Source organism: Candidatus Kryptoniota bacterium, from assembly GCA_036567965.1.
Classification (GTDB): Bacteria; Bacteroidota; Ignavibacteria; order Kryptoniales; family JAKASW01; genus JAKASW01.
Genome location: DATCTN010000026.1, coordinates 242,705 through 255,650 on the forward strand (window position 1 = coordinate 242,705; position 12,946 = coordinate 255,650).

The 12,946-nt window shown below is 50.6% G+C and carries 12 protein-coding genes; 6 read left to right on the forward strand and 6 right to left on the reverse strand.

Features of this window, described 5'->3' with window-relative positions; genetic code table 11:
• The first annotated feature begins 47 nt into the window (after positions 1-47).
• Complete coding sequence (locus VIS48_11770) at positions 48-3,221, forward strand: biopolymer transporter Tol (protein ID HEY9166830.1); 3,174 nt, start codon at positions 48-50, stop codon at positions 3,219-3,221.
• A gap of 187 nt (positions 3,222-3,408) precedes the next feature.
• On the opposite strand, the gene VIS48_11775 is transcribed toward VIS48_11770, so the two are convergent.
• Entirely contained in the window at positions 3,409-4,164 is a 756-nt protein-coding gene (locus tag VIS48_11775) for a hypothetical protein (GenBank protein HEY9166831.1), read from the reverse strand.
• A gap of 59 nt (positions 4,165-4,223) precedes the next feature.
• Positions 4,224-4,898: an epimerase gene (locus VIS48_11780; protein HEY9166832.1), complete on the reverse strand. Its 675-nt coding sequence runs from the start codon at positions 4,896-4,898 to the stop codon at positions 4,224-4,226.
• A 157-nt stretch (positions 4,899-5,055) separates the two neighbouring features.
• Here VIS48_11780 and VIS48_11785 point away from each other — a divergent pair, with 157 nt between their 5' ends.
• A complete protein-coding gene (locus tag VIS48_11785; protein ID HEY9166833.1) occupies positions 5,056-6,237 on the forward strand; it encodes a hypothetical protein in 1,182 nt (393 codons plus the stop codon).
• 5 nt (positions 6,238-6,242) lie between these two features.
• Here VIS48_11785 and VIS48_11790 read toward each other — a convergent pair whose 3' ends face one another.
• The 4 genes from VIS48_11790 to VIS48_11805 form a co-directional block, all read right to left on the reverse strand.
• The gene (locus VIS48_11790; GenBank protein HEY9166834.1) at positions 6,243-7,088 is read right to left on the reverse strand and encodes an ABC transporter ATP-binding protein; all 846 of its coding nucleotides are present in this window, start codon (positions 7,086-7,088) and stop codon (positions 6,243-6,245) included.
• Between the two features lie 251 nt (positions 7,089-7,339).
• Entirely contained in the window at positions 7,340-8,722 is a 1,383-nt protein-coding gene (locus VIS48_11795; GenBank protein ID HEY9166835.1) for an amino acid permease, read from the reverse strand.
• Between the two features lie 100 nt (positions 8,723-8,822).
• Positions 8,823-9,743 (reverse strand): enoyl-CoA hydratase-related protein, encoded by a 921-nt coding sequence (locus tag VIS48_11800; GenBank protein ID HEY9166836.1) that lies wholly within the window; start codon positions 9,741-9,743, stop codon positions 8,823-8,825.
• Positions 9,740-10,042: an EthD family reductase gene (locus VIS48_11805; GenBank protein ID HEY9166837.1), complete on the reverse strand. Its 303-nt coding sequence runs from the start codon at positions 10,040-10,042 to the stop codon at positions 9,740-9,742. The genes VIS48_11800 and VIS48_11805 overlap by 4 nt, the downstream gene beginning before the upstream one ends.
• A gap of 192 nt (positions 10,043-10,234) precedes the next feature.
• On the opposite strand from VIS48_11805, the gene ndhC reads away from it, so the two are divergent.
• From ndhC to nuoD, 4 genes are read left to right on the forward strand one after another with little or no spacing between them, the layout of a single operon-like run.
• Positions 10,235-10,591: an NADH-quinone oxidoreductase subunit A gene (gene ndhC, locus VIS48_11810; GenBank protein ID HEY9166838.1), complete on the forward strand. Its 357-nt coding sequence runs from the start codon at positions 10,235-10,237 to the stop codon at positions 10,589-10,591.
• Positions 10,582-11,091 (forward strand): NADH-quinone oxidoreductase subunit B family protein, encoded by a 510-nt coding sequence (locus VIS48_11815; GenBank protein HEY9166839.1) that lies wholly within the window; start codon positions 10,582-10,584, stop codon positions 11,089-11,091. Before ndhC ends, VIS48_11815 begins: the two co-directional genes overlap by 10 nt.
• A gap of 6 nt (positions 11,092-11,097) precedes the next feature.
• On the forward strand, positions 11,098-11,649 hold the full coding sequence (locus VIS48_11820) for an NADH-quinone oxidoreductase subunit C (protein HEY9166840.1): 552 nt from the start codon (positions 11,098-11,100) through the stop codon (positions 11,647-11,649).
• Positions 11,650-11,661: 12 nt separating this feature from the next.
• Entirely contained in the window at positions 11,662-12,945 is a 1,284-nt protein-coding gene (gene nuoD / locus VIS48_11825; protein ID HEY9166841.1) for an NADH dehydrogenase (quinone) subunit D, read from the forward strand.
• Position 12,946: the final 1 nt, after the last annotated feature.

Genomic DNA, 12,946 nt, shown 5'->3' on the forward strand with positions numbered 1-12,946 from the left:
TAGTTGGAAACATTGATATGTTCCCTCAGAAAGAGGCATCTGCCGCAATGAAAAAACTCTTCTTCCTCGCATTTCTTCTCCTTTCCGGCGTCGCCCTCGGGCAGACAGACGAATTCGGACAGAACAAGGTTCAGTATCGCAATTTCGACTGGTACTTTATTCAATCGAAGCATTTCGATATTTACTTTTACCCAAGCGAATACTACCTGGCTGAATTTACCGCGAACGCGGCCGAGGCGGCATATTCATCCATCAGCGCGCATTTTCATTATGACATCACGAACAGGGTGCCGATAGTCGTCTACGATTCGCACAATGATTGGCAGCAGACCAACGTTGTGTCTGAGTATCTCGATGAGGGAGTCGGCGGCGTGACCGAGATGTTTAAAAACCGCGTGGTTGTCCCGTTCGAGGGCAATTACCAGTTGTTCAGGCACGTCATTCACCACGAGCTGGTCCATGCGGTCGTCAACGATATGTTTTACGGCGGGTCGGTCCAGTCGATGATTGCGAATAACATCACTCTCCAGCTTCCGATGTGGTTCAACGAGGGACTTGCCGAATACGAATCTCTAGGCTGGGATATAAATTCAGACATGTTCATGCTTGACGCGACGGTAAACGAGTACCTTGTTCCGATCGACGAACTGTACGGATATTTCGCGTATCGAGGCGGACAATCTGTTTGGTACTACATCGCGAGCAAATATGGCGACGAGAAGATCGCCGAAATCCTGAGCCGCATCAGGACTACCCGAAGCGTCGAACAGGGCTTCAAGAGCGCACTCGGAATATCGATAAAAGAACTTTCGAAACGGTGGGACTACGAGGAGAAAGTCCTATACTGGCCCGAAGTCGCTCAGAGGAAGAGACCGGAGGATATTGCCAAAAGGCTCACCGACCACAAAGACATGGGCGATTTCTACAACACGAGTCCAGCTATCTCTCCCCAGGGAGACAAGATCGCGTTCATTTCGGACCGCGACCTGTACATGAGCATTTATCTTATGAACGCGACGGATGGAAAGATCATCAAAACATTGGTCGGGGGACAGGCATCAAAGAGTTTCGAGGAACTTCATCTGCTTACTCCGGGTATCACCTGGTCGCCCGATGGAAAGAAGATCGCGATCGCGGTAAAGAGCGGCGACCACGACGCAATATATCTCATCGATGTTCAATCCGGCCAGGAAGATGAGCTGCATTTTGACCAGCTGGACGGACTTTTCTCCGTTTCCTGGTCGCCTGACGGCAGCAGAATCGCTTTCGTTGGCGACAAAGCCGACCAGTCGGACATCTTTATTTACGACCTCCACAATAAAGTCCTGGAGAACATGACGGACGACATATTCAGCGATTCCGATCCATCATGGTCGCCGGACGGGAACAAGATTTACTTTGTCAGCGACCGGGGCGATTACCTTTCGAAAGGTGATATTCCAAAGAACTTCAAGATATGGAACTACGACTTCCAGCAGGCTCATATCTATTCGCTCGACGTGGCCACCAAGCGCATCGAACGCGTCACAAAAACCGGAATGGGTGAGGAGACTTATCCCGTCGCGGCACCTGACGGAAAGCATCTTTACTATGTCTCCGACAGAACCGGCATTGCTAATCTGTACTGCATGGATCTGGCTACCGGAGAAAGCAGTCCCGTAACGAACTCCATAAGCGGCATCTACCAATTCTCAATTTCGAAGGACGGTTCCAAGCTGGCTTTTTCATCTCTGCAAAACGGCGGGTTCGACATTTTCCTGATGAGATCGCCCGGCGATCATCTTCTGAAAGCCGATCAGGTCACGCCAACCGTGTACATCAAGCAAAAGGAGGACGAGCTTGCCGCTGAAAGGAAAGCAAGTGAGTCAGGCGCGAAGACTGCGGCCGTGCCGTCACAACCAGTGGACACTACACAAGTGAAGGACCTTTACGGGAAAGAAGTCCAGGTCGATCTCAGCAACTACGTGTTCAACAGGAGTACGAGCAGCGACAGTCTGTTCGCAACGCCGAACTTCAACGACAACTTCAACATAAAGAACAATATAGACAGCGCCGGCAATTATCTCGCCCAGAAATACAAAGTCAATTTCACGCCGGACATAATCTACGGCAATGCCGGTTACAACACTTTCTTCGGCGTACAGGGAAGTACCGTGATGGCGTTCAGCGACATGCTTGGAAACCACCAGCTCTATCTCCTGGCGGATCTTCTGGTCGATCTCAAGAACAGCGATTACGCAATCGAGTACGACAACCTGGCCTCAAGAATAAATTACTCGCTCTTGGGTCAGCACGTGGCCCGGTTCCTCTATCTCACATCTTCGATAACTGGAAACTACGACATCTACAGGTTCCAGAGCTACGGTATTTCCATGAGCACCGCTTATCCGCTCGACAAGTTTAACAGGTTCGAAGGATCTCTTTCGTGGGTGAACCTAACGCGCGAGAATCTCGACGAAACAGACGAGCCGACACAGGACAGGTCGTTGTTCGTTCCGTCAGTAAGGTACGTGCATGACAATTCTTTCTTCGGATACATTGCGCCAATCAACGGTTCGAGATACTACATATCGCTGTACGGCACTCCGAAATTGAATGACCAGGGAATAAGTTTCGTGACGGGGATAGTGGACTATCGCGACTACGTGAAACTCTTCAGCACATTTTACACTTTCGTATGGAGAGTGTTCGCGGGAACTTCAACCGGAGCAAATCCACAGACATTCTTCATCGGCGGAACTGAAAACTGGATCAACGCAAGATTTGACGGCGACTTCATACCGATAAAAAATGCGGAAGACCTTCAATTCCTGACTCCGGTCGTGCCGATGCGCGGGTTCGACTATAACGCGAAATTCGGGAACACGTTTGCCCTCATAAATATGGAATTCAGATTTCCGATGTTCGGATTCCTTTCGGCAGGACCGATCCCGCTATTCGAGAATTTATTCGGAAATACATTCCTCGATGTCGGCTCGGCATGGGGTTGGAACCCTTATCCGGGATACGCTCAGAATGTTCCCGCCGTGTATCAGAAATTCCAGGCGTTCGACCACAATTCTAATGGCAGTCTCGAGACTCGCGACCTCCTTGTGGGCACCGGCTTTGGCGCGAGGATGATTATACTCTATTTCCTCGTCAGGCTCGATATCGGTTGGAGTTTCAACCTGCAGGACTTCTCACCGCCGCACTACTATTTCTCTCTCGGCTACGATTTCTAAGAAATCGCGCAGTCGACAAACTAAAAAGAACCCGATGAGGGGCGCAGACTGCTGGATAAAACCCGGCCGGTTGATGAACTCGAGCAATCCCGCGGGACGGGAATTTCAATTGGCCTATCTGCGGTAAGATTATCCGACCCGATGCGAGAAGGCGGACCCGACCGCATCAACTTTGGACTGTCCTGAGTTATTGGCCCGGCAGCGGCACCTGCTTGAAGTTGAATCTTATCGTTGTCGTGTCGATCGGTACGACGAGTGTCATTTTGGTCAAGTCCATATCTACTGGGAATGAAATTCTTCCTCCGACAGCGGTATTCGGAAAAAGAGTAGTCTTTCTAAGCGTGGCATTTGCCCAAAAATCCCTTTGGTCACTCAGCGTATTCAACTTGGAATCGTAGTCTGCTTCATTCTGCATTTGTGATTCTGCGCGTGATCTCCTGAGATCTTCTTCGTTCTGCTGCTGCTCGTCCGTTTTATTCTGCCCGATAGTCGCGACATCCCCGACCAGTTGAAGAAGCGCGCTCGCAGCATTCAGGCCGCTTTGAGTCGCATATGTCGCGTTTGCCTGCGCGACTTGTTTGTTTATGCTCATCAGCTGGCTCTCCGGGTCGAGTGCATAAACAGTGTCGAGTCTTTCCAGCTCTTCGCCAGAAAATGGGTCGTCTACTTGTGCGAGGCCGGTATAATAGAATTTTTCGGGCGCCACCAGGAAATTGCGTGAACTCTCATTGCCCACAACCATGTAGAAAGTCACGGTTCTCTGGATTTCATTTTCAAAAGCAACTGAAACTGTTATACTGTCGCTTGTTGCCGCCTGAAATTGCTTTCCGGAATACCACGTGGTGCTGTCAGCAAGCGGCTCATCGCGAAAGAGTCGTTCCGGCTCAACACAACCAGCAAAGCTCACCAATCCTAGAATTGCCACGACACATGCTCGCTTCATACACCCTCCGCTGTTTCATACTAAGACGCATCAACTCGCCTTGGGTTCAATCAGCGCGCTCAGTTCTCCGCCGCGTCCGACGATCCCGCCAGGTGTGTAATGTCCCTGTTCTCAAGAATCTTTTTCGAATGTCCCGTGTCTGCGGAACGGATCATTGCAAGTGCAAGATCATCTAGAGTGCAAACGTAGGCGGGGAAAAGCGCTCTCAACATTGGATACACATGTCCTAGGATCACCGAGACTTTGTAAGCTTTCTTCGATCCGCGAATGGGTTTGATAAACCCCGGTCTGAACATGTACGCATCCTTGAAAGGCAGTTTCAAGAGATCGTTCTCGGTCTTTCCTTTGACTCTCGCCCACATGAGTCTCCCTTTTTCAGTGGTTCCCGCACCTGACACATAACAAAATGTCATGTCGGGATTCAATCTCGACAACGTCTTAGCCGCCGCCATTGTGAGGTCATACGTAATGTGCCTGTAAAATTCTTCGGTTTTGCCCACCGATGAAATGCCCAGACAAAAGAAACACGCATTGTGACCTTTGAGCTCGCTCTCGATTCCGGAAAAGTCGAAGAAATCACTGTGAATGATTTCCCTGAGCTTCGGGTCAGTGACGCCGCATGGATTTCTCCCGACGACCAGAACCGATTCTACATCCGGGTGATTTAAACTGACGTGAAGCACGCCTTCTCCCACCATTCCTGTAGCGCCGAAGATGATCGGTCGTATGCTCATAGTGCCTCTGATTTTATTTTCCAGATAATATAACAGCGAGGAGGTACTCTTCTAGAATGATTTCAAATCTTCTTGCGAGAATGGAATTTTGCCGAGAGTGCAGCTCAGAAGTCCGGAACGGTGACCTGAATCCCTGTATGAATTCTTAGATTGAAAAATGGAAATTGTAGTTCTAAATTATTCCAGTGTCAGAATTGGAATAAAGGGGACTGTTATGGGCAACTCGAAGCTGTCGTTTGTCGTCATGATCATTTCGATTACTCTTGCCGGATGCGGCGGATCGGAAGTTCTTCTTAGACCGAACTATTCAGTCAAGGAAATTGTCGACCACAAAGTGACCGATGTAAGCGTAAAGATTACAAAAGTGATCGACCGCAGAAAATCTGATCCCAGGACCGTCGGAACTGCACGGGTCGGAATGATGAATACTCTAGTCCCTTATCATCTTTCGGTTCCTCTTCCTGAATTCGTAAAGGGTATTTACGACTCTTTGTTCGTCGACTCGGTAGGACCCACAATACACGCTGCTGTGTACATCGACTCATTCAGAGTCAGGGAAGAACAATCTTTATTTAATGAGACAGGAGTAATGAACGCGAGAATCTATTTTGGAATTCCGGTCTCGCGCGACTCGGTTGTTTACATTGAGACTTCGTCGGAACAAAGAGCACATTCAGGCATAGATGTCACAGACATGCTGGAGCCGCTCATATACAAGTCCACCGTAGATTGCGCGCTTCAATTTGCAGATCACGTTCGGTTAACGGGAAGGGCCTCACTGCTCGCGTCCTGTGACTCGAGCACGTCAGCCATTGTCGAGAATTCAACGCTCCCTCCTTCAAACGCTGTAGAGGTCGGATGGAAGCGACCGCCTTTCCGGTTACACTCAGATGCAGGATTCTCCTACGGAGCAGGGGGAAAAATCACGAGCGATGTCCGGCTCTTCTGGAACATGATGACGCAGAAGGACAGCAGCAGTATCATGATGGGGTATGGGCTCAATCTCGATATCCTCAATGTCACAAATCAGAGCGCGATGATAAAAGGGTCCATCGTCGGCTTCGGCGGGAACTACGTGTTCCGGGCGTTGCTCAGCGGCAGAAAAGTCTCTCCGTTCATCGGGCTTGAAGGTACGCTAATATTCGGGAATGAGAGCATCGACTACGGAACTTCGACCGAAACTTCATTTTTCTTCGGACCGTTACTGAGACAGACAATCGGTATTTCTATCAACAGGCAGTTCTTTATCGAGGCAGGAATTTTTGAAATCGTTTTGGCCGGTTCCGAGATGCTGCCGAATGACGTCGGCTTTAACGCGGGGATGTCGTTCGGGATTTGATCGATCTATCCTGGCAGCCGGTCGGTTGGCGGCGCCGGATTGTCCGACCTCCGTGTGGAGTTGACCGTGTTGACGAAATACCTTCCGTTGGCTCGTTTGACGCTCACAGCCATTCCGTAGAATTCGGAAAGATTCGACCCCGTTATGACGGATTCGGAGACTCCTGCAGAATGGACGCGCCCGTCCCTGAGAAGCAGAGAATGCCTGAACACCGGCAGAATCTCCTCGATATGATGCGACACGTAGATCAGTGTGACGTCGGCCTGGCCAATTGCCATCGATTCAACTGTAGAGAGAAAGTTCTCTCTCGCAATGAAATCCAGCCCGGTGCAGGGCTCATCAAGAATAAGGAGACTGGGCGAGCTCATCATTGCTCTCGCCAAAAGAACTTTCTGCTTCTCACCCTGAGAAAGGGTGAGGTATTTTCTTTTTTGTAGTTCGACACACCGGAACATTTCAAGGAGATCGCCGGCCATTGCGAGATCGCTTTTTGCCGGTTGATCGTACAGGCCGATGCTTGCGAACTTTCCGCTGAGGACAATTTCTTCTACGCTGTCGTTCTCATAGAGATTTTCCTGGAGCGAAGAGCTCACCCAACCGATCGACTTCCGCATCTCGCGCAGGTCTGACGAGCCGAATTTTCTTCCGAGGACTCTCACCTCACCGCTCGACGGGTAAATATATCCGTTGATCATGTTCAGGAGAGTCGTCTTCCCCGAACCGTTTAGCCCGATTACTGCCCAGTGTTCTCCTCGATTGACTTTCCAGTTAATATCATAAAGGATTGAAGCGCCGTTCACTCTCCATGAGACGCGGCTCAATTCTATTGCAAACTCTTTCGGGATTCTCACTTTGTCCAAATTGTCGATTCGTGAAAAGGGATTATGTTTCGATTTCTTACAAAAGGCCTAAAGTTTTTCGTTTAACATCCGACAAAATATTGAATAAGAAAATGATCCGCTATCAGACGAGCGAACTTTTCGGAAAAGAATAATGATTGCAGCAATTAGTACTTCGAATATTTGAAATAGCAGAAGTTCTAATATCCCTCCTCCTCCTCCCTCGTTCACAGGCCGTCCTGGGACGTCTTATTTTGGGGAGTTCAAACGCCGTCGGCCCCCATCCTTCTCGCCCTCTTCCAATAGAAATATGCCGGCAGTCCAAGGAGGACCAAGCCCAGCCCGATCAAAGAATCTCGCGGATCGGTCACGATGGTGTTGTACACGAACCAGGCCGCGACTATTACGAAGATCGCCGGGACCACGGGATAACCGAGAGTTTTGTATGGTCTCGGTGCATCCGGCCTCTTCTTCCTCATCACAAAGATTCCGAACGTCCCAAGCGCGTAGAAAAGCCACGAGGCGAATACCACATACGTAAAAAGCTGGTCGTAGGATCCGGACAGCGTAAGGAGTGAAGCCCAGATGCCCTGCACGATAAGTGAGACGTGCGGCGTTCTGTATCTTGGGTGAACTGAAGATACTCCGCGAAAGAAAAGTCTGTCTTTCGCCATCGCGAAATAGACTCGTGCCGTAGTCAGCGTCGTTGCGTTTACGGTTCCGAACGTAGATATCATCACAGCGACCGCAATCAACGCGGCGCCATTCCGTCCCAGGAAAGAAGAAATGGCGTCTGCCGCGACAAGGTGTGAAGCGGCAACTTGATCGACAGGTAAGACATACATATATGCCAGGTTCGCGAGAAGATAGATAACGATCACCGCGAGAGTTCCTGAAACCAGAGCGATCGGGATATTTCTTGTTGCGTTCTTCACCTCACCCGCGAGATAGGTCACACTATTCCACCCGTCGTACGCCCAGAGGACCGCCACTAGCGCGATTCCGAAAGCGCTGAGAAGCGATGTGCCATGAAACGGACCAAAGAATGGAGTAAACGCCGAAGACGCGCGGGTCCCGAACATGAAACAGGCGATCACTATTCCAAAAATTGCCAGGACTTTGAGGTAAGTGAACAACTGCTGGACAAAGCCGCCGAACTGGACGCCGTAGTAGTTCACGACGGTCACGAAGAGGATCGCACCGATTGCGACAAGTTTAATTCCAAGTTCCGGGATTACGACGGGCCCGATGGCGATGCTCGAAGCGCCCAATGAAGGGAAAAAGAATCCGAGGTATTTGGCGAAGGCAACAGCAATTGCGGCAATCGACCCGGTCTGGTAAACGATGAACGTAGTCCAGCCGTAGAGGAACGCGGTGAACTCGTTATAAATCTCTCTGAAGTAAACGTACTGTCCGCCGGCAGCAGGAATCATTCCGGCTATCTCCGCGTTCGTCAATGCGCCGGCAAGAGTCAGAAGCCCGCCGAAGATCCACACTCCGATGATCAAACCCGCGTCGCCGAGTGTCAACGCAATCTTCTGTGGAACGAGAAAGATTGCCGATCCGATGACTGAACCGATTACCACGGCAATGGCAGTCGGCAGTCCCAATCGTTCGGCCAACTTTGGTGCTTCAGGTCCAGTCACTTCTTGTTCCGCTTTCCAATTGATTCATGAAGAAGAGTGGACACGTCTTCTTTGGAGGAATACCAGACGGGCATCATCGGCTATCCATGAAGAAAGATCGCTACATCTTCCTGCCGCAGTGGCCGCAGTAATTGTTTCCAGGTGGACAGCTCTTGCCGCATTTCGGACATTTCTTCGCGCGGGCTTTCGAAAGCTCTCTCAGCATCTTGTAATCGATCGATCTCCGTTCGTTGAACGCCTTTATGCCTTCCTGGATTTCAGGCGCGGAAGTGTGAACGGTGAGCCAGTCGCGCAAATGGCCGACTGTCATAGACCACGAAAAATTCTTCCAGAAATTCAGCTGCTCGCGAGTATACCTGGTGCAATCGGGGAGTTTGTTATACAGCTCCTCGCAGACACGGTCGACCTCCTTGTCTAGCTTCTTCCTGGGGACAACGAAATTAACAAGGCCCCATTCTTTTGCTTCGGCGGCTGTAAGAGACTTCCCGAGGAGGAGCATCTCCCGGGCGCGTCTTTCGCCGACGACAATAGGGAGCCACTGTGTGGCGCCTGCAGCCGGGACACTGCCGCGTGACGTGCCTACGTGCCTCAGGACAACGTCGTGCGCCGCGACTGACAGGTCGCACGACAGATTCAATTCGTTCCCGCCACCCACGACCATGCCGTTCAATCGAGCGACAGTCACCTTGCCGATGTTCCTGAGTCGTTCGTGCATCTCGATGAAAGCCGCCATCCATTTATAGAGGTCGTTCGGATCGTCCAGTATCTCGTCGTTCCATTCTTTTATGTCGGCGCCGGTGCAGAATGCTTTCTGTCCCGCTCCGGTAACGACAACTACCGCGATATCGTCGTCGAAGGCAGCGTCTTCAAATGCGGCGGACATCTCCCTGAGGACGGAAAAATTCAATGCGTTCAACACTTTGGGCCGGTTCAACGTGACCGTCGCCCGGTAACCCGACTTCTCATAGATGATATCCTTGAACCCGAAACTCTTAGGTGGTTTTCCCTTTAGCGCTTTCAATCCCGGACCTCGGCGAAAAACATTTCCATAACTCCTCCTGCGAACGACATCAGGTCTTTTGCGGCAGCTATTCCTTCCGGCGAAGTAATAGCTCGGTTGAGTGCTGCCGGGTTTTCAAAATACATTTCCGCCATCCTGTAGAAGTGTGGGACCGACATCGGCGCGCCGGTCACTTTGGAGATTTCAATTCTCTTCATCCCCGGCATCTTCAGCACAAGTGGAAGATGGACGTTCTCATAGTGGTCGTCGAACTCGCCGGGTTCGTCGGGTTTCTTGAACATCGCAACCAGTTTGACCATCGACTCCTCCTCGTTTAAGCTCGGGCGTTGTGACATATCTACGTCCAGACGCTGACTGTCGTTAAATTCAATTTGTCCGAAAATATAATGTTTAGCTTTCCCAAAATGAAAGAAAAAGAAGCCGGACATGACTAGCCGTCAACCTTTGATTTTTAGCCCCACCTTCGTTAGATTTTCTTAAACGAGATCGGAATGCTGATAGATTATATCCCAATTTTTCTTTTAGTTGCAGTTGCATCCCTTTTGGGAATTGTAATGGCGAATATAAACCGCCTCTTCGGTCCGCATCGGCCCACAGAGGAGAAGCTTTCTACGTATGAAAGCGGAATGGAGCCGATCAAAAGCGCCCGTGAAAGGTTCACGGTCCGGTTTTATCTCGTGGCGATTTTATTTATCCTGTTCGACGTAGAAATTGTGTTTATGTACCCATGGGCGGTGAACTTTTTATCACTGGGATGGTTTGGATTTATAGAGATGATGATATTTGTGGTCGTACTTTTGATCGGATATTATTACGTGATCAAGAAGGGAGCCCTTCAATGGCAGTAAATAGATCGAACGAGAATGAAGGATTCATCACTTCTCGCGTCGACGCTTTGTTCAATTGGTCTCTGAAGAATTCACTTTGGCCGATGCCGCTCGGCATTTCATGTTGCGCTATAGAAATGATGGCTTTCGCCGGTCCGCGTTTCGATGTGAGCCGGTTCGGAGCCGAGGTATTCAGGTTTTCACCGCGTCAGAGCGACCTGCTTATCGTGGCGGGGACGGTCACTTACAAGATGGCAAAAGTTGTTCGCAAGATATATGATCAGATGCCAGACCCGAAGTGGGTCGTATCGATGGGAGTGTGCGCCTCGAGCGGCGGGATGTACCGCTCGTACTCGGTGGTGCAGGGCATCGACCAGTTCGTCCCGGTGGATGTGTACGTTGCCGGGTGTCCTCCCAGGCCCGATTCGCTCTTAAAAGCGCTCATGGAGATTCAAAAGAGGATCCAGAGCGGTGAGATTAGCTCTCGCCGTGAAGAACGCGAAAAAATTCTTGTCGAGTAGTCCCTCATGAAAGAAAAAATTGAAGCTAAGCTCCGAGAAGCATTCGGAGACGCGATCGTCAATGTCGAAGAATCGAGAGGCCAGGTCGTCGTCGAGATCAGGCGTGAGCGAATAGTGGAAGTCTGCAAGTTTCTCAAAGAGGATGCCCAGCTGAGCTTTGATTTGCTGTCGGACATTTGCGGTGCCGATATGCTCGACTTCGAGGACGATTCGTCCAGGAAGGCTTATCTTGCGATTGAGCATGCGCATCGTCCGGCATCGGTGCCAGTCGCGGAGAGATTCCTGGTGGTGTACCAGCTTACATCAATTGCAAACAAGACAAGACTGAGACTTAAAGCGAAAGTCGACGGCGAGAATCCGATCTGTCCGAGCGTGACACCTGTATTCCCTGCAGCTAACTGGTACGAACGCGAAGCCTTCGACATGTTCGGAATATCATTTGATGGGCATCCCGATATGAGAAGGATGTACATGCCGGAGGAATATGAATACAATCCTTTGCGGAAGGATTTTCCGTTGATGGGAATCCCGGGTTCAATTCCGCTCCCGCGTAAATAAAGGCTCAAAGTAATGAGTGGTTCTACGGAAGAAAAGAAAAGCAGATCGACCGACGCGTCACGGGTTTCATCCGGGCAAATCCTGAAAGCGCTTGAAGATAAGGATACAAATGTGATACTTGAGGACCCTCTTGAGAATTACATGGTTCTCAACATGGGTCCCCAGCATCCTGCCACGCACGGCGTTCTGAGACTTCTTATAAAGCTCGACGGAGAGACCGTTGTCGAATGCGTGCCGGAGCTAGGGTATCTCCACCGCGGATACGAGAAGATAGCGGAGTCCTGCACGTATCACGAGTTCATTCCACACACGGACCGTCTCGATTATATTTCCCCGCTTGCGAACAACGTGGGATACGCACTTGCAGTTGAGAGTATTGCAGGAGTTGAAGCTCCTCCCCGGGCCCAGTACATCAGAGTAGTGGCTGCCGAACTGGCGAGGATCTCGTCTCACCTCATGGCGATCGGCGCAATGGCGATGGACGTCGGCGCTATGACGGTATTTCTATGGTCCTTCCGCGAAAGAGAAAAATTGTACGACGTATTCGATCTGCTGACGGGAGTGCGATTCACGACCAGCTACACGAGGATCGGAGGCGTGGCGCAGGACATGACGGACGAGACCAGGAACGCCATATCGAGATTCATTGACGATTTTCCGAAGCATCTTGCCGAGATGGGGAAGATGCTTAACCGCAACAGGATATTTCTCGACAGGACTGTCGGCGTGGGACCCATCGACGCGAAGGCGGCCATCGAAATCGGATTCAGCGGCGCGAACCTTCGTGCGTCCGGTGTCGAGCATGACCTCCGCACATCCTCGCCTTATCTCGTCTATGACAATCTGTCTTTCGAAGTGATCACGGAGAAAGGCGGCGACTGTTTCTCGAGGTACATGGTCAGGATGAGAGAAATGACGGAGAGCACTAAACTGGTTCGCCAGGCACTTGAAAAGATGCCGCATGGGCCGGTCAAGGCGGAATTGCCGAAAAAAGTTCTTCCTGATAAAGAGCCCGTCTATACCAGGATGGAGGAACTGATTCATGATTTCGTAATAGTTAACGACGGCGTTCATCCGGACCCGGGGGATTCGTATACCGCGATCGAGGGATCGAAAGGCGAACTTGGATTTTACATAATCAGCGACGGAAGCGGCCATCCCTGGAGGCTGAAGATCCGCTCGCCTTCGTTCTGCAACCTGCAGGCACTGCCATTGTTGTTGAAGGGCCAGATGATTTCCGACGTGGTCGCGATCGTGGGAAGTATCGATCCCATCATGGGCGAAGCAGATAAATAAA